Source organism: Mesorhizobium sp. W016 (genome assembly GCF_054719485.1).
Genome location: NZ_JBTTIF010000002.1, coordinates 501,747 through 523,204, shown reverse-complemented (window position 1 = coordinate 523,204; position 21,458 = coordinate 501,747). Strand labels below are relative to the sequence as shown.

The 21,458-nt window shown below is 63.8% G+C and carries 19 protein-coding genes; 7 read left to right on the top strand and 12 right to left on the bottom strand.

Annotated features, from left to right (window positions below; genetic code table 11):
- Positions 1 to 12: 12 nt before the first annotated feature.
- Entirely contained in the window at positions 13 to 1,392 is a 1,380-nt protein-coding gene (locus ACYG9V_RS02920) for an MFS transporter (RefSeq protein ID WP_023824309.1), read from the top strand.
- Between the two features lie 44 nt (positions 1,393 to 1,436).
- On the opposite strand, the gene purH is transcribed toward ACYG9V_RS02920, so the two are convergent.
- The 3 genes from purH to ACYG9V_RS02905 form a co-directional block, all read right to left on the bottom strand.
- Positions 1,437 to 3,053 carry a bifunctional phosphoribosylaminoimidazolecarboxamide formyltransferase/IMP cyclohydrolase gene (gene purH, locus ACYG9V_RS02915; protein ID WP_352765191.1) on the bottom strand — a complete coding sequence of 539 codons (1,617 nt, stop codon included), beginning with the start codon at positions 3,051 to 3,053 and terminating at the stop codon, positions 1,437 to 1,439.
- 106 nt (positions 3,054 to 3,159) lie between these two features.
- The gene (locus ACYG9V_RS02910) at positions 3,160 to 4,884 is read right to left on the bottom strand and encodes a heparinase II/III family protein (RefSeq protein ID WP_023732954.1); all 1,725 of its coding nucleotides are present in this window, start codon (positions 4,882 to 4,884) and stop codon (positions 3,160 to 3,162) included.
- Positions 4,885 to 5,101: 217 nt separating this feature from the next.
- On the bottom strand, positions 5,102 to 5,959 hold the full coding sequence (locus ACYG9V_RS02905; protein ID WP_460221907.1) for a helix-turn-helix transcriptional regulator: 858 nt from the start codon (positions 5,957 to 5,959) through the stop codon (positions 5,102 to 5,104).
- A 78-nt stretch (positions 5,960 to 6,037) separates the two neighbouring features.
- On the opposite strand from ACYG9V_RS02905, the gene ACYG9V_RS02900 reads away from it, so the two are divergent.
- Entirely contained in the window at positions 6,038 to 6,970 is a 933-nt protein-coding gene (locus ACYG9V_RS02900) for a phytanoyl-CoA dioxygenase family protein (RefSeq protein WP_352765193.1), read from the top strand.
- 19 nt (positions 6,971 to 6,989) lie between these two features.
- Here the strand turns inward: ACYG9V_RS02900 and ACYG9V_RS02895 are convergent, their stop codons facing one another.
- The gene (locus ACYG9V_RS02895; RefSeq protein WP_352765195.1) at positions 6,990 to 8,375 is read right to left on the bottom strand and encodes an RsmB/NOP family class I SAM-dependent RNA methyltransferase; all 1,386 of its coding nucleotides are present in this window, start codon (positions 8,373 to 8,375) and stop codon (positions 6,990 to 6,992) included.
- Positions 8,366 to 9,391, bottom strand: a complete 1,026-nt coding sequence (gene htpX, locus ACYG9V_RS02890; RefSeq protein ID WP_352765197.1) for a zinc metalloprotease HtpX — start codon at positions 9,389 to 9,391, stop codon at positions 8,366 to 8,368. Before htpX ends, ACYG9V_RS02895 begins: the two co-directional genes overlap by 10 nt.
- 105 nt (positions 9,392 to 9,496) lie before the next feature.
- Here htpX and ACYG9V_RS02885 point away from each other — a divergent pair, with 105 nt between their 5' ends.
- On the top strand, positions 9,497 to 9,703 hold the full coding sequence (locus tag ACYG9V_RS02885; RefSeq protein WP_023688862.1) for a DUF1674 domain-containing protein: 207 nt from the start codon (positions 9,497 to 9,499) through the stop codon (positions 9,701 to 9,703).
- A 128-nt stretch (positions 9,704 to 9,831) separates the two neighbouring features.
- Here ACYG9V_RS02885 and ACYG9V_RS02880 read toward each other — a convergent pair whose 3' ends face one another.
- Positions 9,832 to 10,497 carry an HAD-IA family hydrolase gene (locus ACYG9V_RS02880; RefSeq protein ID WP_023827105.1) on the bottom strand — a complete coding sequence of 222 codons (666 nt, stop codon included), beginning with the start codon at positions 10,495 to 10,497 and terminating at the stop codon, positions 9,832 to 9,834.
- Between the two features lie 180 nt (positions 10,498 to 10,677).
- Here ACYG9V_RS02880 and ACYG9V_RS02875 point away from each other — a divergent pair, with 180 nt between their 5' ends.
- Positions 10,678 to 11,547 carry a transglutaminase-like domain-containing protein gene (locus tag ACYG9V_RS02875; RefSeq protein WP_352765199.1) on the top strand — a complete coding sequence of 290 codons (870 nt, stop codon included), beginning with the start codon at positions 10,678 to 10,680 and terminating at the stop codon, positions 11,545 to 11,547.
- A gap of 387 nt (positions 11,548 to 11,934) precedes the next feature.
- On the top strand, positions 11,935 to 13,203 hold the full coding sequence (locus ACYG9V_RS02870; protein ID WP_352765201.1) for a cyclopropane-fatty-acyl-phospholipid synthase family protein: 1,269 nt from the start codon (positions 11,935 to 11,937) through the stop codon (positions 13,201 to 13,203).
- Between the two features lie 66 nt (positions 13,204 to 13,269).
- Here ACYG9V_RS02870 and ACYG9V_RS02865 read toward each other — a convergent pair whose 3' ends face one another.
- Positions 13,270 to 14,007, bottom strand: a complete 738-nt coding sequence (locus ACYG9V_RS02865; protein ID WP_352765202.1) for an MOSC domain-containing protein — start codon at positions 14,005 to 14,007, stop codon at positions 13,270 to 13,272.
- A gap of 9 nt (positions 14,008 to 14,016) precedes the next feature.
- Positions 14,017 to 15,972, bottom strand: a complete 1,956-nt coding sequence (acs, locus tag ACYG9V_RS02860) for an acetate--CoA ligase (RefSeq protein ID WP_023668648.1) — start codon at positions 15,970 to 15,972, stop codon at positions 14,017 to 14,019.
- Positions 15,973 to 16,276: 304 nt separating this feature from the next.
- Here acs and ACYG9V_RS02855 point away from each other — a divergent pair, with 304 nt between their 5' ends.
- Positions 16,277 to 16,549 (top strand): usg protein, encoded by a 273-nt coding sequence (locus tag ACYG9V_RS02855; protein ID WP_023668649.1) that lies wholly within the window; start codon positions 16,277 to 16,279, stop codon positions 16,547 to 16,549.
- Between the two features lie 59 nt (positions 16,550 to 16,608).
- Here the strand turns inward: ACYG9V_RS02855 and ACYG9V_RS02850 are convergent, their stop codons facing one another.
- Together ACYG9V_RS02850 and ACYG9V_RS02845 are read right to left on the bottom strand one after the other, a co-directional pair.
- Positions 16,609 to 17,643 (bottom strand): aldo/keto reductase, encoded by a 1,035-nt coding sequence (locus ACYG9V_RS02850; RefSeq protein WP_023668650.1) that lies wholly within the window; start codon positions 17,641 to 17,643, stop codon positions 16,609 to 16,611.
- 44 nt (positions 17,644 to 17,687) lie between these two features.
- Positions 17,688 to 18,869 (bottom strand): MFS transporter, encoded by a 1,182-nt coding sequence (locus tag ACYG9V_RS02845; protein WP_352765277.1) that lies wholly within the window; start codon positions 18,867 to 18,869, stop codon positions 17,688 to 17,690.
- Between the two features lie 123 nt (positions 18,870 to 18,992).
- On the opposite strand from ACYG9V_RS02845, the gene ACYG9V_RS02840 reads away from it, so the two are divergent.
- Positions 18,993 to 19,901: a LysR family transcriptional regulator gene (locus ACYG9V_RS02840; protein WP_352765205.1), complete on the top strand. Its 909-nt coding sequence runs from the start codon at positions 18,993 to 18,995 to the stop codon at positions 19,899 to 19,901.
- A 50-nt stretch (positions 19,902 to 19,951) separates the two neighbouring features.
- Here ACYG9V_RS02840 and ACYG9V_RS02835 read toward each other — a convergent pair whose 3' ends face one another.
- Together ACYG9V_RS02835 and ACYG9V_RS02830 are read right to left on the bottom strand one after the other, a co-directional pair.
- Positions 19,952 to 21,001 carry an aldo/keto reductase gene (locus ACYG9V_RS02835; protein WP_023668653.1) on the bottom strand — a complete coding sequence of 350 codons (1,050 nt, stop codon included), beginning with the start codon at positions 20,999 to 21,001 and terminating at the stop codon, positions 19,952 to 19,954.
- A gap of 141 nt (positions 21,002 to 21,142) precedes the next feature.
- The gene (locus ACYG9V_RS02830) at positions 21,143 to 21,397 is read right to left on the bottom strand and encodes a type II toxin-antitoxin system Phd/YefM family antitoxin (protein WP_023700209.1); all 255 of its coding nucleotides are present in this window, start codon (positions 21,395 to 21,397) and stop codon (positions 21,143 to 21,145) included.
- Positions 21,398 to 21,458 lie beyond the last annotated feature (61 nt).

Sequence of the window (21,458 nt, the reverse complement as noted above, 5' to 3'; positions counted from 1 at the left end):
GGGGGAATCATCATGGCGGCGGTAGATGCAGTGCAGCGGGCATCCGGGCGTGGCATCTGGGGATGGATGTTCTTCGACTGGGCGGCGCAGCCGTTTTTCACCGTCGTCACCACCTTCATCTTCGGGCCTTATTTCGTCTCGCGCATGGCGAGCGATCCGGTCTCAGGCCAGGCGGCCTGGGGCTACGGCATCGCTGTTGCGGGCCTGGTCATTGCCGTGCTGTCTCCCATCCTCGGCTCGATTGCCGACCAGACCGGGCCGCGCAAGCCGTGGATTGCGTTCTTCGCCTCGATCAAGATCATCAGCCTTTGCCTGCTATGGTTCGCCGCTCCCGGCTCGAACCTTTTCCTGGTGGTGCTGTTCTTTTCTCTCGCTTCGGTCGCGGCGGAATTCTCGACCGTGTTCAACGATTCGATGATGCCGCGCCTGGTGCCGAAGAGCGAGATCGGCCACGTCTCCAACATTGCCTGGGGACTTGGTTATCTCGGCGGCATGATCGCGCTGATCTTTGTCGTCGCCTGTCTGGCGGGTTCGTCGGAGACCGGCAAGACGATCATCGGCATCGACCCGCTCTTTGGGCTCGACCCGAAACTCGGCGAGGACGCGCGCGCCACCGGGCCGCTGTCGGCTGGCTGGTATTTCCTGTTCATCCTGCCGATGTTCTTCTTCACGCCGGACGCCATCAAAGGCATTCCGATCGGACCGGCGGTGCGCGAGGGGCTGTCGGAACTGAAGTCGACGCTGACTGAAGTGCGCCGGCGCAAAGGCATCTTCCGCTTCCTTGTCGCCCGCATGATTTATCAGGACGGCGTCAATGCGCTGCTCGCTTTGGGCGGCACCTTTGCGGCAGCGATGTTCCATTGGTCGATCACCGAGATCGGCATGTTCGGCATTATTCTCAACGTCGTCGCCATCGTCGGCTGCCTGGTTGCCGCATGGCTGGACACCGCGCTTGGCTCCAAGACCATCGTGATGATTTCGCTCGTCCTGCTCAGCATCGCCACCATCGGCATCGTTTCCACCGGGCCAGGCTACACGCTGTTCGGCGCCTGGATGATGCCGGGAGCCGATAGTGGCGGCCTGTTCGGCACGGCGGCGGAAAAGGCCTACATTTTCTATGGCCTGTTGATCGGGCTGGCGTTCGGACCGGTGCAGGCGTCGTCACGCTCCTACATGGCGCGCAGCGTGACCGCGGCCGAATCCGGCCGCTATTTCGGCATCTATGCGCTGGCCGGAAGGGCGACGAGTTTCCTGGCGCCGTTCATGGTGGCGTCGATCACGCTCGCCAGCGGCTCGGCGCGGCTCGGCATGGCGGCCATCGTGCTGTTCCTGGGCGTTGGGATCGCGATATTGATCTGGACGCCGTACCCGGCGGATCAGCCGGTAGAATAGCGCCGCACTTTTCCTTCTCGCCTTGTGGGAAAAGGCAGAGGCGCTCAATGCCTGAAATGCCTCACGCCGGTAAACACCATGGCGATGCCATGCGCGTCGGCAGCGGCGATAACGTCGTCGTCGCGCATCGAGCCGCCGGGCTGGATCACCGCCGTGGCGCCGGCTTCGATCGCGGATATGAGCCCGTCGGCGAAAGGGAAGAAAGCGTCGGAGGCGACCACCGAGCCCTTGGTCAACGGCTCCGCGAGGCCAGCTGCTTCCGCCGCGTCGAGCGCCTTGCGTGCGGCGATGCGCGAGGAATCGACGCGGCTCATCTGGCCGGCGCCGATGCCGACCGTGGCGCCGTCCTTGGCGTAAACGATGGCGTTCGACTTGACGTGCTTGGCGATGCGGAAAGCGAATTTGAGGTCGGCCATCTCGGCCGCCGTCGGCGCGCGCCTGGTCACCACCTTCAGTTCGAAATCGTCGACCACCGCGTTGTCGCGGCCTTGGACGAGCATGCCGCCAGCGACGGATTTCACAGTGATGCCGCCGGCGTGCGGATCGGGCAGACCGCCGGTGACCAGCAGTCGCAAATTCTTTTTGGCGGCGATGATGCGGACAGCGTCCTCCGACGCGTCCGGCGCAATGATCACCTCGGTGAAGGTTTTTACGATCTCCTGAGCCGCTTCGGCATCGAGGATGCGGTTCATGGCGACGATACCGCCAAAGGCCGAAACCGGGTCGCAGGCCAGCGCTCTCGCATAGGCAGCAGCCAGCGAAGCGCCCTCGGCGACGCCGCATGGATTGGCGTGCTTGATGATGGCGACCGCTGCACAGCGGTTGGGATCGAACTCGCCGACCAGCTCGAAGGCGGCATCGGTGTCGTTGATGTTGTTGTAGGACAGCTGCTTGCCCTGCAACTGGCGAGCCGTGGCGACCCCGGGCCGCTTGTCGCCATTGACGTAGAAGCCGGCGCTCTGATGCGGGTTCTCGCCATAGCGCATGACGCTTTCCAGCCTGCCGCCGAAGGCGCGCCAGGTCGGATGCTCGATCTCCAGCGTTTCGGCGAACCAGCCGGAGATCGCCGCATCGTAGCTGGCGGTGCGGGCAAAGGCCTTTGCCGCCAGCTTCTGGCGGAAATCCAGCGACAGCGAGCCGATGTTCATCTCCAGCGCGTTCAGCACCGAGGCATAATCGCCGGGATCGGTGACGATGGCGACATAGGCATGGTTCTTGGCCGAGGCGCGGATCATCGCCGGGCCGCCAATGTCGATGTTCTCGACAACAGCGGCATAGTCGGCGCCGGAGCGGCGGACCTCCTCGAACGGGTAGAGATTGGAGACGAGCAGATCGATCGGCTCGATACCGTGATCGTGCATCGCCTTGGCGTGTTCGGGATCGTCGCGCACGCCGAGCAGCGCGCCGTGCACCGACGGGTGCAGCGTCTTGACGCGGCCGTCCATGATCTCGGGAAAGCCGGTCAGTTCGGAAACGTCGCGCACGGCAAGGCCAGCTTCGGCGATCGCCTTTGCCGTGCCTCCGGTCGACACCAGCTCGACGCCGGCCGCGACCAGCCCTTTGGCGAAGTCGATCAGGCCGGTCTTGTCGAAGACGGAAAGCAGGGCGCGGCGGACCGGAACGAGGTCGGGTGCCGGAATGTTCTTAGCGGCGACGGCCATGGGCTGGCGGCCTTTCAGGGCTGATTGGAGAGCGTTGCCGGGCCGTAGCACATGAGGTCAGGAAATCAAGCCGGAAGCTCGATCAAGCCGGCGCCGGCAACGACGCTCAGCTGTTCTCGGGATAGCCGGCGATGCCGGTGCGCGTGAGCTGCCAATGCACCTCGGCGATCTCCGAGGCCTTGAAGGCGAGCACGATCTGGCGGCTGCGGCGCGGGCCGCCAAGGCCGGCGAAATAGATCGATTCCTCGACCTCCGGCACCACTTCGGTGCAGGTGAACACCCATGTGTCGGCCTGGTCGGCGGTCAGCACCAGGCGGTCATGCTCGTCCTGCAAAAGGTTGATATCAGGGTGGATGTGGAAGCGCACCACGACGAAGTCGCGGCCATTGTTGCGGATCGCCGCACCGCCCGGGCGGAGGAAGCGATCCCTGCCGGCGAGCACATTGCCCTCGCTCGACAGTTTCAGCTCGCGCTCATGCAGGAAGCCAAAGCGCTGCATATAGCCGTCATGGCGGGCGATGAAGCCTTGCGTGCCCTTCTGGTCGATGCGCTTGCAAGGCACATGCTGCGGGCCGCCGAGCAAGGGTGAGCCGAGCAGGTCGTTGACGCGCAGCGAATGGGAAAACCGCGCCGACGAGGTGTCGTTGATGGTGGCGGTCGAATGCGCCGCGGTGGCACGGGCCAGCGGCCGGAACTCGGCAGCGCCATAGGTGTCGATGCCGGCATTGACGATATAATGCTGGCGACCGGACGAGAGTTCGAAGGCCAGGCACCCGGCATGCGCGGCGTTGGACACATCGACGGCCGGCGACGGGCCGGTATCGGCAATCACCGTAACGCCGCCCATACACAGCCGCTCATAGCCGGAATGCGGCGCGTGCAGCAGCGGCGCGCCGGCGGTGTCGTCGTGGCGCAAGATGGTGGCTATACGGTCGTGGATGGTGGCGCCCATGCCGTTGAAGCGGGCCAGGCTGCCATCCTGATGGCGGAAGAAACGGAGCGCCGGCAGCATGCGGTCGATGGCGCCCATCAGGGCTGCCGGTGGCGTTTCGGCCTGATTGGCATAGGTCTGACGCAGCGGCAGGAGATCGGCGAGCAGTTCGAGAACCGCCATCGGGTTGCGCGAAATATGGCCGCCGTCGGGAAGGATCTGGCGGTCGAGTTCTTCCGCCAGGTTGCGGGTGGCGCCGCGCAGTGCCGAGGCCGGCGCCGGCAGCGACAGCGCGGCGAAGGCAAGCGCGATGCGAGCGCGCAGCCTGTCCTTGCCGTCCGGCATTTCGCGCGCCATCGAGCGGAGATAGCGGATCTGCACGGCGAGCGATTTCAGGAAGGCGCGATAGAACGGAAATTCGGCCCCTTGTAGGACAACCGAGGAGTGTTGCAACCAGGCAATGACTCGCTTGGCGGTGGTGCCGGGCTCCCAGGCTATGCCGGAAATCTGGTTGCCATGCATGGCGATCCAGTCGGAGACAAGCGCGCGTGCATTGGCGGCGGCCAGCTCGGTGCCGGCGGCGCGCATATGGCGCAGCCAACGAAAGCCGTGCAGCGTCTTCACCCAGCCGCGATTGGCGACATCGATCTGGAATGGCGATTTGCCGCCGGTCTCGACGAGGTGTCCCGACAGCGGATAGCGGCCATAGTAGATCTCGAGCGCGATCTGCGGATCGGCGAGCCTGAGGTCGGGCGGTGCAATCAGGACGCGTTCGGGCGTGCGCCCGGAATAGCGCCAGCGATAAACTGGCCCCGCGCGAAGGCGCCGGCGCGTCTTGCGCCAAAACTCCTTAGCGACAAGCGTCCACAGACGTGTCGTGCTGCCGGCAGCCAGTGCCAAAACCCCTCCTCGTCGCCTGGAGATAGAGCATGCTGTCGCCCGAAAACCGCGTCACACTTTTCGGCATCATGTTCCGGTACCCCAGCACAAGCTTATATGATTCAAGAACTTATGCGAAGTCGAATTCCGCCGACGTGAAGCGCCTCACGCTGCCGGCCACCGACCCACCCCGAAAAAAGTCAAGCGCTTCGCGGGTTTAAGCCCGGCAATCCTGCACTCACTTGCGGTTGTGGCGAGACCGAAATTCGCTGGGCGAACAGTTTTCGCGGTCGCGAAACAGACGGGAGAAATAGAAGGCGTCGTGGATGCCGACGGCGGCCGCAATGGACTCGATGGGCGAATCGGAGGCGGCCAGCATCTGTTTGGCGCGGTCGAGCCTCGTGCGCAGTTGGAAGGCCTTGGGCGACATGCCGGCTGCCCGCGCAAATCTGCGCCGCAAGGTTGCCGGCGACATCGAGAATTTCGCGGCGAAGGCATCGAGATCGACCGGGTCGCACGCGCAGCGGCGCAATTCGTCGACGATGGGCTGCATGTCGGCGGCATCCTGGAGGCTGGGGTTTCGTTGACGGTTGTTCCAATCCATTGCCTGGCGGGCGGCACGCACGACGATGCGATGCATCGTGGCGGCGGCTTCTGCCTGGCTCAGCATCGTATCGAGCGACAGCTCACCATGCAGCCTGTCGAACAGCCGCTGCATTTTGCCGAGGTCGCGCAAGGGGACGACAGGGGCGTCCTCGGCAATCAGCCGCAGCCGGGTGAAATCGCGTATCAAGGCGCCGTCGAAGAGCGCCCAGCGTTCGAGCCAGCCCGATGCGTCCGGCCCGTAGGAATGCATCCTCCCGGGAAGCAGCCAGAACAGGGCCGGCGCTTGGATCGTCTGCATGCCGGCAGTCCTGGTTTCAAGCCAGCCTTGACCGTTCTCAATCAGCACCACGGCGAATTCCGGCAATTTGCGCGCTTGGATCGCCTGCGTGACGCGATGCCGACCAATCCCTGTAACCGACAGGCCGCCGGCCGCGGCCGGTGCGGATCTGTAGAGCGCGTAAGGGTGATCGTTCATGAGCGAAAAGTCCATGGCTTCGTTCCGTCCATGGGCGAGTGTGCAAACAGTATGGCATTTCCAGCTAAGGATGGAAAATCGCAGGTGGCTGAAATGTCAAGCTCAACAGGTGGCATGCAACGACGGAGTCCTGTTGCGTCAATCGATCTGAACGCCAACGGCAAGACATTATCAACGGCGCCGAACCGGTTGGGTCATCTCGTGCCAACCGACGCCGGGATCGGCATCGATGCCATTCGAGGCCTCCTTGCCGAGCAAGGCTATGTCTGGCTGAAAGGTATGCTGCCGCGCCGCGACGTCATAGATTTTCGCGGCTGGGTGTTTTCGTATCTGGCCGACACCGGCTTGCTGCAGCCCGGGTCCGATCCCGCGCTTGGCCTGGCGGCCGGCACGTTCGACCGTCAGCTCGCCGATCGCCGTTTGATGGCGCTGGTTCGCTCCACCGCCTATGAAGGGTTCTGCGCACAGCCCCGGATGGCCCGGCTGATGGATGCGTTCGTCGGCGGGCTGTCCTATTTGCACAAGCGCAAGATCATGCGCTTCACCCAACCGGGCACCACCGTGGCGACGCCGGCGCATTACGATCTCGTCTATCTTCGCGGCGGCACCAGCCGCATCGTCACGGCCTGGATCCCGATCGGCGACGTTCCCGTCGACATGGGCGGCCTGGTTTATCTCGAGGGATCGCACGCCATCGGCCTCGACATGGAGGCCCGGTTCGCCAGGGACAATGCTGGGCTGAGCCCGCAGGAGCGCATCAGCGCCTACAACAGGAACATGAGCGAGGGCGGCTGGGTGTCGAAGGACCTGCCCGACATGGCGGAGCGGTTCGATACACGCTGGCTGATCGCGGATTTCGAGGCCGGCGATGTCGTCCTCCACTCGCCCTACATGATCCACGCCTCGACGACCAACCAGAGCGCGGAGGGGCGTATCCGGCTCTCCACCGATATCCGCTACCAGAATGTCGATGATGAGATCGATGCAAGGTGGGGGAAGCACTGGTCCTTGGACGACATGCTTTAGGCATGTCGTCGCGTCGGAGTCAGGCCAGTCGTCGCATGCGGGCGGCGAAGAAGCCGTCCAGGCCGGAAACCCCTGGCGAACCAAGGTCAAGATCGGCGGGTGTGGTGCGCAGCGTGCCTTGCGGGGTCAGGAAGGCGTCGATGCCAGCGATTTCGCCGGGCTGCAGCGGATCGTCGGCGACGGTCTTGTTGCCGGCCAGAAAGGCGCGATACAGATCCTCGCCTTCGATCGGGTCCAGCGAACAGTTGGAAAAAACAATCCGGCCGCCCGGTTTGACCAAAGTGACGGCGCGGGCGAGCAGCTTTGCTTGCAGATCGGCTAGCTTTTCGACGTCGGCTACCGTCTTGGTCCATGGCACGTCGGGGTGGCGCCGAACCGTGCCGGTGGAAGAGCAGGGCGCGTCGAGCAGGACGGCGTCGAAAAGCTCCGCCGGCTGGTATTTCAGCAGATCGGCCTGCACGATCTCGGCGGACAGCCCAAGCCGTTCGAGGTTCTGCGTCAGCCGCGCTAGCCGGTTCTTCGAGGTGTCCAAGGCGGTGACTTTGGCGCCGGCAAGGATAAGCTGAGCGGTCTTGCCGCCGGGGGCGGCGCAGAGGTCGGCGACGCGTAATCCTTTGACATCGCCGAACAGCCGCGCCGGAAAACTGGCGGCGGCGTCCTGGACCCACCATGCGCCTTCGCTGAAGCCCGGCAGTTCGGTGACGGAGGCGCTGAGCTTTTCCACTCGCACCGTGCCGGTCGGCAGCACGATGCCGCCGAGCTTTTCGGCCCACAATTCGGGATCGGCCTTGACCGTGAAATCCACCGGCGCCTCAACGCGATGCGCCGCCAGGATCTGTCTGGTCATCTCGGCGCCATAGGCAGCCTTCAGCCGGTCGGAGAACCATTTTGGCGCCTCATCGGTGGCGGCAAGAGCGGCAGGCAGTTCGGTCTCCTTGGCGCGCGCCAAAGTGCGCAGCACGCCGTTGACGAGGCCGGAAAAGCGCTGCGTGCGTGGGTCCGACTTGGCGTGGGTCACAGCCAAATCGACGGCGGCGCTGTCGGGGATGTCGAGGAACAGGATCTGCGCCGCCGCAACATGCAGGATGTGCAACAAAGCTGTGGCGTTGGGCGGCAGCGGCTTTTCAAGGCGGCGGGCGAGGAGCCCGGCAATGGTCATGCGGTAGCGCAGCGCGGTCACCAGTATGGCGCGCACCAGGCCGCGGTCGCGCAGGTCGAGCACTTTGTATTGCGGATGGCCGTTCTCGTGGTCGGTCAGCCCGTCGAGCGGCGTCTTGGCGTCGATAACGGCGGCCAGCAGCCGCGCCGCGGCCTTGCGCGCGGCGAGGCCGGCGACGAATTCGTCCGAGCTGTTTTCGCGATCGCCTGAATGTGCGGGCCGGGATCTGGCGCCGCTCACGACCACGGACCTTTGGGTCCGGTCGGATTGCGGCCCCACGGATTGGCTTTCGGCTTGGCCGGTTTGGTCGGCTGCGTGGGGCGTGCTGCCTTACCCCACGGACCTTGCTCGGCATCGGCCGGCAATTCTTCGATCGGCTCTGGCGTCGGCGCCTGGCGCGGCGCCGGCTGGAGGCCTGCCATGTCGCGCGCCATCGCCTGCAGCGCGGCGATGCGGTTGTCGGTGTTCGGGTGGGTCGAAAACAGGCTGTCCATTCGCTCGCCGTGAAGAGGATTGATGATGAAGAGATGCGCGGTCGCGGGATTGCGTTCGGCATCCGGGTTGCGGATGCGTTCGGCGCCGCGGGCGATCTTGTCAAGCGCTGATGCCAGCCAAAGCGGATTTCCAACGATTTCGGCGCCGCGCCGGTCGGCCTCGTATTCGCGGGTGCGGCTGACCGCCATCTGCACGATCATGGCGGCGAAGGGCGCGACAAGCATCGCCACCAGCACGCCGACAAAGCCGAACGGGTTGTTGTTGTCGCGGCTGCCGCCGAAGAAGAAGGCGAAATTACCGAGCATCGAGATGGCGCCGGCGAGTGTCGCGACAATGGTCATGGTCAGCGTGTCGCGATGCTGGATGTGGGCCAGCTCATGCGCCATGACTGCCGCCACCTCCTCATGCGAAAGGCGCTCCAGCAGCCCGGTCGAGGCCGCGACCGCGGCGTTCTCGGGATTGCGGCCGGTGGCGAAGGCGTTCGGCTGCGGATTGTCGATCAGATAGGTCTTGGGCATCGGCAGGCCGGCCTGCTTGGCCAGCGCCTCGACGATGGCGTGGAATTCGGGCGCGTTCTTCGCGTTGACCTCGACGGCGTGGTTCATCGACAGCACCATCTTGTCGGCATTCCAGTAGCTGAACAGATTGGTGCCCGCGGCGACCAGGAAGGCGATCATCATGCCGCCGGTGCCGCCGATCAGAAAGCCGACGCCCATGAACAGCGCCGTCATCGCGGCCAGAAGCATGGTGGTGCGTAGCGTGCTCATTGTCTGCTCCCTGTGCGGCCGTGGCAAAAAAAGGTCGATCGGGGTGAACTCATGGCTATATGATGGGAAACGCCGCCCTTCGTTTCAATCCGCCCGGAATATCGCATGACCGACCAACCCAGCAAAGCCGATGCCGACCGGGAGAAGGACCTGACGCCGGCGGCCAGCCGGGCGCTGGCTGAAGCCGAGGCGCGCCGTGAAGCGTATCGCCAGAAGGAAGCTGCGCTGCCGAAGGAAATCGGCGGCCGCGGCGGCAAGGAACCCGGCCGCTACGGCGACTGGGAAGTGAAGGGACTGGCTAGCGATTTCTAGGGGTTCAGGAACGGAAGAACTGGGGAACTGGTGAACTGAAGAGTTGAAGAAAAAGGCGCATTGCAGTCCTCCAGTCCTCCAGTCCTCCAGTCCTCCAGTTCCTCCAGTTCCTCCAGTCCTCCAGTTCCTCAGGCCGCGCTGCGCTGTGCTCCCAGCGTCATCCAGCCGCTGTCATCGATGGCGATGGAGACGGTTTCGTAGCCGCTAATCGAGTTGTGCTGAGTCGTCATAGGATGCTGGTGAGTGGCGCTGATCACCATCACCGACGCGCCCGCTGCTTCCGCCGCCGCGATACCGGCCGGTGCGTCCTCGAAGACCAGACAGTCGCCGATATCGACGCCGAGCCGTTTTGCCGCCAGCAGGAAACAGTCGGGCGCCGGCTTGCCGTGCGACACATCCTCGGCCGCGACCACCAAGGCGGGAACCGGGATGCCGGCGGCCCGCATGCGCAGCAGCGCCAACGGGCGCGGCGCCGAGGTGACGATCGCCCAGCGCTCTGGCGGCAAAGCGTTGAGGAACGGCACGGCGCCGGCGATCGGCAGCACGCCTTCGACATCGTCCGACTCGGCCTGCAACAGCACAAACGCCTCATGAACAGGGTCGAGGCCGGGAAGCGCCAGCCTGGTGATGGTCTCGACCGCCCGCACGCCATGGATCGTCGGCAGGAAGGCTTCGACGTCGAGACCGTGCTTAAGCGCCCACGCCGCCCAGACGCGCTCGGCCGAGGCGATCGAATTCAGCACCGTGCCATCCATATCGAACAGGAACGCGGCGAATTTTCTGCCTGCAAACATCAGATTTTCCACGGGGTTAGGGATCGTTTCGGGAGGGTCGAAACATGTCGTGCGACCGTAACGTCGCCACGCCTGCCTGGGAAGCCGCGGGAGAGCCTTTTCGATAGTTCCAGGGAACCATGGTCCCGCCTCTGGCGTTTTGAGCATACTGTTTTCCACGGGATCGAAGGGGCAATCATTGTGCTGATCCGGCTCGGCTACGAAATCGCCATTGAATGCGTCGGCGCCACGCCGGTCATCTCGCTGCTTGATATCCACAGGGATCGTCAGGCCGACATCAAACGGCAGACGCGCGTGCTGACGTCGCCTTCAGTGCCGAGCAAGGTCTATCACGATCTGTTCGGCAATACCTGCCGCCGCTTCACCGCACCCGCCGGCAGTTTCCGCATTCTCTATGACGCAGCCGTCGAGGACAGCGGGGAGCCTGACGAGGTCAACACGCTGGCCAGGGAAGTGCCGGTGGCGGAACTGCCGGACGATGTGCTCGGCTACCTCCTCGGCAGCCGCTATTGCGAGACCGATCATCTGAGCAGTCTGGCCTGGCAGCTTTTCGGCCATGTTCCCTCCGGCTGGGCGCGGGTGCAGGCGATCGTCGACTATGTCCACAACCGGCTGTCCTTCGGCTATGGCTATGCGCGGTCGACGCGCACCGCAGCCCAAGCGCATGAGGAGCAGGTTGGTGTATGCCGCGACTTCGCCCATCTGGCGATCACGCTCTGCCGCTGCATGAACATCCCGGCCCGCTATGTGAACGGTTATCTCGGCGACATCGGCGTACCGGCCGACCCGGCGCCGATGGATTTTTCGGCCTGGATGGAAGTGTTCCTCGACGGCAAATGGTACACGTTCGACCCGCGTCATAATCGTCCGAGGATAGGCCGCGTCATCATCGCGCGCGGTCGTGATGCCACGGATGTCCCGCTGCTGCACAGCTTCGGCCCGCACCAACTTTCGCTGTTCAAGGTCTGGACCTACGAGCAGGAAGGCAATCTGTTCAACCCGCCCTATCACGGCGTCGACAAGACGGTGAGCGCGCGGATGCTGGCGTGACCGGATTCTGATCCGCTTCGACACACAATCCGGAAATGGAAAAGGCCGCCGCTCCTTGACGAAGCCGGCGGCCTTCCGTGTTTCCGTCCGTGGCGCGGCCAATGGCGGCGACCGAGGTCACCCGCCGCGCTTATCGCGCCTTAACGGGAAGACTGCTTCCCGAAAGTGCAATCCGCTGAGGCCACGTTCTGGAAAACGAAATCACTCGACATCGGATCACCTCCTTTCGATTTGTTGAACACGTACAGATGATGGGGTGCGTTGCAGCAAAAAACAAGATGCCGATTTGAAATAGCTGGCGAGCCGCCTTTTGCGCCGGGTTGCGAAGAGCCGCCAGGGCGGGCAAAATCCATGCAAGGTGGATTGTCAGGACTCGGGAGGATGGCCATGGAGGCAGCCGAGAAGGCCGCGCGCATCGTGCGAACGGTGATCGAAACGCTGAAGCCGGGTTTTGCGGTCAAGCTGTGGACCGGCGAGCGGATCGGTCCCGCCACCGGGCCCGTGCTCACCATCAACGACCAGGACATCGTCTGGCAGGTGGTGAAGCGGCCATCGTTGTCGACGCTGATCGAGATGTGGATTTCCAAGACGATAGACATCGAAGACGGGACGATTTTCGATTTCTACGCACTGCCGTCGCAAGGCAAGCTCAGGACCAAGCTCAAGTCACTGCCGAAGCTGGCGATCCTGCGCGACCTGCCGGCGGTGCTCCTGTCACGCAAGCAGATGAGTGCACGCACCGATCTGTCGGGTCGCAACCCCTATGTCAGCGGGTCGAGCCAGGAGGCGATCCAGCATCACTACGACATTTCGAATGCCTTTTACCGGCTCTTCCTCGACGAGCGCATGGTCTACAGCTGCGGCTACTTTACGGATTTCGCCAATGGCATCGACCAGGCGCAGGCCGACAAGCTCGACCATATCTGCCGCAAGCTCAGGCTGAAATCGGGCGAAAAGCTGCTCGACATCGGCTGCGGCTGGGGCGCCATGCTGATCCATGCGGCCAAAAATTACGGCGTCGTCGGCCATGGCGTGTCGCTGTCGCAGGCGCAGACCGATCTCGCCCGCGAGCGCATCCGCGCCGAAGGGCTGCAGGACCGCATCACCATCGAGATCAAATCCTATGCGGAACTCAAAGGCTCCTTCGACAAGATATCGTCGATCGGCATGTTCGAGCATCTCGGCCTCGCCAACCACGCCAGCTATTTCAAGACCATCCATCGCTTGCTGAAGCCCGGCGGCATCTATCTGCACCACGCCATCACCAGGCGAAGCAAGGGCGACTTGAAGAAAACCTTGCGCAAGGGGCCGGAGTTCAAGGCGCTGCTCAAATACATTTTCCCAGGCGGCGAACTCGACACGATCGGCATGACGCTGGGCAATCTGGAGGCGCATGGCTTCCTGGTCTACGACGTCGAGAATCTGCGCGAGCACTATGCGCGCACCTGCCGGCTGTGGGCCGAGCGGCTGCAGGCTCGCTTCGACGAGGCGGTCGCCGAAGTCGGCGAGGCCAAGGCACGGCTGTGGCTGCTTTATCTCACCGGCTGCTCGATCACCTTCGAGCGCGCCTCGGCGCAGATTTTTCAGACCGTCGTCACCAAACGCGCACGCGGCCCGAGCGGGCTGCCGCCGACACGGGCGGATCTGTATCGGTAGAGATAGGATTCGGGGCCGAACCCCACGCTTTCCAAGGTCTGCGATTCGCTGCCTCGCGGTAGAGGCCTACACGAACCGCATCGGCGCGCCGATCTCGACGCGGGCAGGCCTGTCCACAGTGCAATAGACGCCGAGATTATGGGCGTTGTGGCGGACCAGATTGCGCAGGATGCCGGGATCGTGGTCGAAGCCGTCCTGGCTGATGATGGTGAAGCCGCAGCGGCGGCACGGCTCCGAGACGGTCACCAGCAGGTCGCCGATGGCAAGCTTGCGGCCAATCCATTCGGTCTCGGGAAACGAGCTTTCGACCGCCGCCATGTCGATAACGATGTTGGGGCGGAAGCGGCGCGGATCGGGAATGCCTTCGGGGTGCAGCGCCTTGAGCCGCGCCAGCGATGCGGTGGTCAAGAGATGGATCGGCGCTTTGCGGTAGCGCGCCGCGGTGAGCGGGCCGGTGTAGCCGGGGGCGTTGTCCTGGCTGAACGGCCGGATCGAGGCGGCGAAGCCGAGATAGGCCGAGATGGCTTGGTCGCATTCCGCACCCGGCACTGCCAGCCAGTCGCCGTCGGGAACGGCGATCTCCAGTTCGCGACCGTTGGTGAGCCGGGTGCGGATGCGCGGCACCTTGTGCCACTTGGCGTCGCGGTCGGGCCGCGCGATCTCATTGTCCGAGACATCGACAAGGCCGAACAGCCGGTCGCCGTCGATGGTTTCAAGGCCGACCGAAATGGCGTCCTGGCGTTCGCCGGCAAACGAACTTGCGGGGTAACGCCAGAGCTCCGTGACTGCGCCCAGTGCAGCCATCAAATCCCCTCAGCCCTTCTTGTTCTGGCGGTTGGCGATCAGATCATCGACCACGGCCGGATCGGCCAGTGTCGAGGTATCGCCGAGCGCGGAAAAATCGTCCTCGGCGATCTTGCGCAGGATACGGCGCATGATCTTGCCGGAGCGGGTTTTCGGCAGTCCGGGCGCGAACTGCAGCTTGTCGGGCGAGGCGATGGCGCCGATCTCCTTGCGGACATGGGCCACGAGCTCCTTGCGCAGTTCCTCGCTCGGCTCCACGCCTTTCATCAAGGTAACGTAGCTGTAGATGCCCTGGCCCTTGATGTCGTGGGGATAGCCGACGACAGCTGCTTCCGACACTTTCTCGTGGCTGACGAGCGCCGATTCGACCTCGGCCGTTCCCATGCGGTGGCCGGAAACGTTGATGACGTCGTCGACGCGGCCGGTGATCCAGTAATAGCCGTCGGCGTCGCGGCGACAGCCGTCTCCGGTGAAGTATTTGCCCTTGTAGGTGGAGAAATAGGTCTGCACGAAGCGGTCGTGATCGCCATAGACCGTGCGCATCTGGCCGGGCCAGGAATCGGCGATGCAGAGATTGCCGTCGGCCGCCCCTTCCAGCACCCTACCTTCGCCGTCGACCAGCTGCGGCCTGATGCCGAAGAAGGGCCGCGTCGCCGAACCAGCCTTGAGGTCGGTGGCGCCGGGCAGCGGCGTGATCAGGATGCCGCCGGTCTCGGTCTGCCACCATGTGTCGACGATCGGCACCTTGCCGTTGCCGACGATGTTGAAATACCACTCCCAGGCTTCCGGATTGATCGGTTCGCCGACTGAGCCCAGCACGCGCAGCGACTTGCGCGAGGTCTTCTTCACCGGTTCGTCGCCGGCGCCCATCAGCGCGCGCAGTGCCGTCGGCGCAGTGTAGAAGATGTTGACCTTGTGCTTGTCGATGACTTCCCAGAAGCGCGACTGCGAGGGGTAATTCGGCACGCCCTCGAACATCAGCGTGGTGGCGCCGTTGGCGAGCGGGCCATAGACGATGTAGCTGTGGCCGGTGACCCAACCGACATCGGCGGTGCACCAGTAGATATCGCCATCATGGTAGTCGAAGACATATTGGTGGGTCATCGAGACATAGACGAGATAGCCGGCGGTGGTGTGCAGCACGCCCTTCGGCTTGCCGGTCGAGCCTGAGGTATAGAGGATGAACAGCGGATCCTCGGCCTTCATCTTCTCCGGCTTGCAGTCGCCTTTCACCGTGGCGATCTCGTCATGGTACCAGATGTCGCGTCCCTGAACCCAGCCGGTCTTGCCGCCGGTGCGGCGCACGACGACCACCTTATCGACCTTGGTGCCGGCCTTGGCGGCGATTTCGATCGCTCTGTCGGTGTTTTCCTTCAGCGGGATCGGCTTGCCGCCGCGCAGGCCCTCGTCGGCCGTGATGACGAAGGTCGACTTGCAGTCATCGATGCGGCCGGCCAGCGCGTCCGGTGAAAAGCCGCCGAAGACGATCGAGTGGATGGCGCCGATGCGGGTGCAAGCCAGCATCGCGTAGGCCGCTTCCGGGATCATCGGCATGTAGATGGTGACGCGGTCGCCCTTCCTGACGCCGTGCTTCTTCATCACATTGGCGAGCCGGCAGACATGCTCGTAGAGCTCGTTATAGGTGATCTTCTTGTCGTCGTAGGGATTGTCGCCTTCCCAGATGATGGCTGTCTGGTTGCCGCGCTTCTTCAAATGGCGGTCGATGCAGTTGTAGGAGACGTTGGTTTCGCCGTCCTCAAACCATTTGATCGAGACCTTGCCCTCGAAGGAGGTGTTCTTGACCTTGCTGAACGGCTTGAACCAGTCGATGCGCTTGCCGTGCTTGCCCCAGAACTTGTCCGGATTCTTCACGCTGTCGGCATACCATTTGAGGTAGGTGTCGTTGTCGATCAGCGCCTTCTTCTTCCACGCCGGCTGGACGCGGTGGATCTTCACCTCGGACATGTCTTCACTTCCTCCCAAACCAGGCCACCGGCTTGACCACAGCCAGTATCACGGCGACGCAGCCGCGAATTCGGCGGCATTATTAACAGTTCCGCGCTGACGGCAACATTAGACGTTGGATTCGCGTGGCGGGATGCCGCAGCTCCCGTTTCGGTTGTATCAGCACTCGGCAGCGGTCGCTGCTAACTGCATGTTTTCGTGCATAAAACCCGACTGGGATCAGGAAAATCATAGACAGTTAAGGAACGGCGCGCACAATTCGGTGTTGGGAGGAATGGAGAATCAACTAGGCCAAGGGGCTGTCATGCGCGATCATTCCGAAATGGACCTGATGCTCAAGGGGTATGGCCTGACCACGGCCAAGATTCTGTACCATTTTCCCGACCACCCGCATCTGCTGCAGAGCTTCATCTGGCAGGATTACGATCTGGCGCCGAAGTTTCCGGTGCTGATCAAGTTCATCGAGTTCTGGAAGGCCAGGCTCGACGGGCCGCTGCATTCGATCAGCTACACGCACCAGAAGCTGATCGCGCCGAACGAATGGCGGAAGGTGGATGGGGAGTTCGTGCTGCACTGAGCGGCAGTATAGCTGATCTCCCCCGCGAGGGGGGAGATTGGCAGCTTCAACGTCGGCGATCACACCGCAGGCGGGTTCAGCCGGGCGAAACCTTCCTGGCGGTGATAGGGGAAGTACGGGTAGGGCGCGGTCACTTCGCTTGCCTTGTCGAGCTTTTTGACCTGCTCCGGCGTCAATGCCCAGCCGACGGCGCCGAGGTTCTGGCGCAGCTGTTCCTCGTTGCGGGCGCCGATGATGACGGAGGACACGGTCGGGCGCCGCAACAGCCAGTTGATGGCGATCTGCGGCACGGTCTTGCCGGTCTCTTCAGCCATCGCATCAAGCGCATCCATGACCCGGTAGAGATGTTCGTCCGCGACCGGCGGGCCGAAATCGGCGGTGTCGTGCAGCCGGCTCTTTTCCGGCAGGGGCTGGCCGCGGCGGATCTTGCCGGTCAGGCGGCCCCAGCCGAGCGGGCTCCACACCAGCGCGCCGATGCCCTGGTCGAGGCCGAGCGGCATCAGCTCCCACTCATAGTCGCGGCCGACCAGCGAATAGTAGACCTGGTGTACGGCATAACGCGGGTAGCCATGCTTGTCGGCCTCGGCCAGCGACTTCATCAGTTGCCAGCCGGAGAAGTTGGAGACGCCGACATAGCGCAGCTTGCCGGCGCGCACGAGATCGTCCAGCGTCGACAACACCTCCTCGATCGGCGTGCCGGCATCAAACGCGTGCAGCTGCAGCAGGTCGATGTAATCGGTGCCCATGCGCTTCAGGGACGCGTCCACGGCCTTGATCAGCCGCGAGCGCGACGAGCCGTATTCGGCCGGTCTGTCGCCCATCGGCAGCGAGGTCTTGGTCGAGATCAGCACCGCGTCGCGGCGGCCTTTGATGGCTTCGCCAAGCACTTCCTCGGAGGCGCCATTCGAATAGACATCGGCGGTGTCGAACAAATTGACGCCGGCCTCGAGGCAGATGTCGATCAGCCGCCGCGCTTCCTTGGCGTCGCTGCTGCCCCAGGCCCCGAACAGCGGCCCGGAGCCGCCGAAAGTGCCGGCGCCGAAAGAGAGTGCAGGCACTTTCAGGCCCGATGCGCCGAGACGTCGATAATCCATTTTATGCTCCTTGATGATGTCGAAGAAGGATTTGCGCGTGATGCTCATGACTGGGCGCAGACCGGCGCCCCGATTGTGGGGGCGCGATCGAGGCGCAGCGCCAGGGCAGCGACGCCAAGAGCCGCGACCGGCAGCAAAGCGGCGATCCAGGTTAGTGAGCCGAGGCCGAGGCCATGGGCAATCACCGCGCCGCCAAGCCAAGCGCCGGCGGCATTGCCGAGGTTGAAGGCGGCGATGTTGAAGGACGAGGCGAGGCTCTGGCCCGCGCCTTGCGCCTTTTCCAGCACCCACATCTGCAGCGGCGCCACGGTGGCGAAGGCGGCGGCACCAAGCAGGCCGACATAGATGACGGCCAGGATTTGGCTGTGGACGGCGAAGGTCATGGTGGCCAGCACCAACGCCAGCACCACGAGGCTGCCGAGCACAGTCGGCACCAACCAGCGGTCGGCGACCTTGCCGCCAAGCAGATTGCCGGCGATAAGACCGCCGCCGAAGACGAGCAGGATCGGCGACACGGCGGCTTCCCCAAAACCGGTGATCTCGGTGAGCAGCGGGGCGATGTAGGTGAAGACGGCGAAGACGCCGGCGTAGCCGAGCACGGTGGTGGCGAGGCCGAGCAGCACCGGCGTGCGGCGCAGCACGGCGAGGTCGGCGCGCAGATTGGTCTTCTCGGGCGCTTCCTTGCTGCGCGGCACCAGAAGCAGGATGACGGCAAAGGCTGCCAAGCCGACCAGGGTTACGGCCCAGAAGGTGGCGCGCCAGCCGAAGGTCTGGCCGAGCCAGGTGCCGAAGGGCACGCCGAGGATGTTGGCGATAGTCAGGCCGGTGAACATCAGCGCGATCGCCGAGGCTTTCTTGTTGGGCGCGACCAGGCCGGTGGCGACCACCCAGCCGACGCCAAAGAAAGTGCCATGGGCAAAGGCGGTGATGATGCGGGCGCCCATCAGCGTCCAGTAGTCGGGGGCGATCGCACAGGCGAGGTTGCCGAGCGTGAAGATCGCCATAAGGGCCAGAAGGACGGTCTTGCGGGGCCAGTTGCCGGTGGCGATGGTTAAAAGCGGCGCGCCGATGACGACGCCCAACGCGTAGCCCGAAATCAACTGGCCGGCGGCCGAGATCGAGACTCCGAGATCTTTGCTGACATCGATCAGCAGCCCCATGATGACGAATTCGGTGACACCGATGCCGAAGGCGCCGGCAGCGAGGGCGTAGAGAGCAAGAGGCATGGCGGTTTCCAGTTCGAACTCGATGAACGCGACCAGACCCGCGCCCCGATCGCAGAGATCGTGTTGCCATGCCTTGTGAACCAGACTTGCCTTGGGCATATTTCCTGTGAAATAGATTCACAAATGGCCAGACCCGATATCAACCGTTCCGGCGAGATCGAAGTGTTCGTCCGCGTCGTCGAGGCGAGCAGCTTCTCGGCTGCGGCTCGTTCGCTGCGTATGACACCGTCGGCGGTGAGCAAGCTGATCGCGCGACTGGAGGCAAGGCTCGGCGCGCGGCTGGTCACGCGCTCGACGCGCAAGCTGCAGCTGACGCCGGAAGGGACGGCGTTCTATGACAGCGGGGTGCGCATCCTGGCCGATATGGCGGCGGCCGAGCGCGAGGCGGCCGTGGGTGCCGCGCCGCGCGGACGGCTGCGCGTCAACTCCTATGTGCCCTTCGGGGTGCATCGGCTGATCCCGCTGCTGCCTGATTTCCTCGAACGCTATCCCGAGATTTCGGTCGATCTGGTGCTGACCGACAGCGTCATCGATTTGATGGCTGAGCGTGCCGACGTCGCCATCCGCGCCGGGCCGCTCGGCGAGTCGCGGCTGGTGGCGCGCAAGCTCGGGCAAAGCCGGATGACAGTCGTTGCCGCACCGTCCTATCTCAAGACGCATGGCACGCCGCTAGTTCCAGCAGATCTCGACCGGCACAATCGCATGGCTTTCGGCTTTGCCCGGCATGTCGATGGCTGGTCGTTTGTCGATGCAACCGGGAACGCCGTCATGGTGCCGATCACCGGAAACACGCTGGTCGGCGATGGCGAGTCGATGCGGTTGATGGCGGTCGGCGGCGCCGGCATCGCCCGGCTGGCACACTGGCATGTGGCCGATGACATCGCGGCGGGGCGGCTGACGGCGCTGCTGGAGGATTTCAATCCGGGCGACGAGGAGCCTACCCACGCCGTCTATGTCGGCCAGGGCCGGCATTTGCCCGCACGGGTGCGGGCGTTTCTCGACTTTCTGGTCGAGAGCGTGCGGATGAGCTGAAAAGACGTTGGGGAGCCAGATGACCCCCAAGCATCAGGCGACAGCGATGACTATTTCTTCGGGGTGAACGGCGCCGGGCGGCGACCGGCGCCCTGACGCTCCAGCATCCAGCCGGGATATTCGGCCGGCAGCGCACTGACCTCATCCAGTCTGGCGAGATCGTCGGCGTCGAGCTTCACCTCGGCCGCGGCAAGGTTCTGCTCGAGCTGCTCCATGCGGCTGGCGCCGATGATGACGCTCATGACGAAAGGTTTGGCCAGGACATAGCCGAGCGCCACCGTGGCGACGCTGACGCCGTGCTTCTGGGCGATCTCGCGCATCACGGCGACAGCCGCCCAGGCGCGGTCCTCATCGACCGGCGGGAAGTTGAAGGCGGCGCGGCGGCCTTCGCCATTGCCGGGAGCGCCGGGGCCGTATTTGCCCGACAGCAGGCCGCCGGCCATTGGCGACCAGACCATCAGGCCGAGCTTTTCCTCGTTGATGAGCGGCACGATCTCGCGCTCGAGGTCGCGGCCGGCGATCGAGTAATAGGACTGGATGGTCTCGAAGCGGGAAAATCCCTTGCGCTCGGCAACGCCCAGCGCCTTGGCGATGCGCCAGGCCGCCCAGTTGGAGACGCCGACATAGCGGACCTTACCGCTGGCAACGAGATCGTCGAGCGCCCGCAGCGTCTCGTCGACTGGCGTCACGGTGTCGGTGCCGTGCAGCTGGTAGAGATCGATATGGTCTAGCTGCAGCCGCTCCAGGCTGCCCTCGACCGAATCCATGATGTGGCCGCGCGAAGAGCCGCGCTCGTTCGGGCCCTGGCCCATGGCGCCATGCACCTTGGTGGCAATGACGACGTCCGAGCGTTTGACGCCAAGATCCTTGAGCGACTGGCCAAGCAGGCGTTCGGACTGGCCGAATGAATAGACGTCGGCCGTGTCGAAGAAATTGACGCCGGCGGCGATGGAACGGGCAACGATGTCGTTGACGCCCTTCTGGTCGAGGCTGGCGATCAGGCCCCATTGGGCATTCTCGCCGGCGGCGCCGAAGGTCATGGTGCCGAGGCACAGTTCGGAAACGAACATCCCCGTATTTCCGAGTTGATTGTAGCGCATGGTGGCGGCTCCAGCAGATGTGTGATGACGCCATGCAAATAGGAACGGTGCGTTTCGTTTCCAGTGGTGGCACAATCGACCTAGCGCAGTTGGCTCATAGAGCCCGTCAACCGTCGCGAGATCTTCATGCCGAAAAATCTATCAGAATTCCACGGGTCGGATCATCGTCTCTGAGCGGCGGTTGACCTCCTCGACGAAATCGTCGTCCCATGCGGGACCGGAGAGGAGATATTCCGCAAGCGAAGGCTTTGCGCCGATCAGTTGGTCATAGTCATCAGGAGACAACACGACGGCAGCTGGCTTTCCGCGCAAGGTGATGGTTTGCGGCCCTTCTTCGCGCGCCTGTCGCACAAGCTTCGAAAGATTGTTTCGTGCGTCCCTGAGGTGCCAGTCCAAGAAGAATAGTCCTCGCTAACTCGGCCGGATGTGCTCGATACATTAGCTCGAAAAATCGGGG

What these genes read in the sequence shown, in the direction of transcription:
- ACYG9V_RS02920 (WP_023824309.1), top strand. Translation starts at nt 13, where the DNA reads ATGGCGGCGGTAGATGCAGTGCAGCGGGCATCCGGGCGTGGCATCTGG.
- purH (WP_352765191.1), bottom strand. Translation starts at nt 3,053, where the DNA reads ATGGCCGTCGCCGCTAAGAACATTCCGGCACCCGACCTCGTTCCGGTC.
- ACYG9V_RS02905 (WP_460221907.1), bottom strand. Translation starts at nt 5,959, where the DNA reads ATGGACTTTTCGCTCATGAACGATCACCCTTACGCGCTCTACAGATCC.
- ACYG9V_RS02900 (WP_352765193.1), top strand. Translation starts at nt 6,038, where the DNA reads ATGTCAAGCTCAACAGGTGGCATGCAACGACGGAGTCCTGTTGCGTCA.
- htpX (WP_352765197.1), bottom strand. Translation starts at nt 9,391, where the DNA reads ATGAGCACGCTACGCACCACCATGCTTCTGGCCGCGATGACGGCGCTG.
- ACYG9V_RS02885 (WP_023688862.1), top strand. Translation starts at nt 9,497, where the DNA reads ATGACCGACCAACCCAGCAAAGCCGATGCCGACCGGGAGAAGGACCTG.
- ACYG9V_RS02880 (WP_023827105.1), bottom strand. Translation starts at nt 10,497, where the DNA reads ATGTTTGCAGGCAGAAAATTCGCCGCGTTCCTGTTCGATATGGATGGC.
- ACYG9V_RS02870 (WP_352765201.1), top strand. Translation starts at nt 11,935, where the DNA reads ATGGAGGCAGCCGAGAAGGCCGCGCGCATCGTGCGAACGGTGATCGAA.
- ACYG9V_RS02865 (WP_352765202.1), bottom strand. Translation starts at nt 14,007, where the DNA reads ATGGCTGCACTGGGCGCAGTCACGGAGCTCTGGCGTTACCCCGCAAGT.
- acs (WP_023668648.1), bottom strand. Translation starts at nt 15,972, where the DNA reads ATGTCCGAGGTGAAGATCCACCGCGTCCAGCCGGCGTGGAAGAAGAAG.
- ACYG9V_RS02855 (WP_023668649.1), top strand. Translation starts at nt 16,277, where the DNA reads ATGCGCGATCATTCCGAAATGGACCTGATGCTCAAGGGGTATGGCCTG.
- ACYG9V_RS02850 (WP_023668650.1), bottom strand. Translation starts at nt 17,643, where the DNA reads ATGGATTATCGACGTCTCGGCGCATCGGGCCTGAAAGTGCCTGCACTC.
- ACYG9V_RS02845 (WP_352765277.1), bottom strand. Translation starts at nt 18,869, where the DNA reads ATGCCTCTTGCTCTCTACGCCCTCGCTGCCGGCGCCTTCGGCATCGGT.
- ACYG9V_RS02840 (WP_352765205.1), top strand. Translation starts at nt 18,993, where the DNA reads ATGGCCAGACCCGATATCAACCGTTCCGGCGAGATCGAAGTGTTCGTC.
- ACYG9V_RS02835 (WP_023668653.1), bottom strand. Translation starts at nt 21,001, where the DNA reads ATGCGCTACAATCAACTCGGAAATACGGGGATGTTCGTTTCCGAACTG.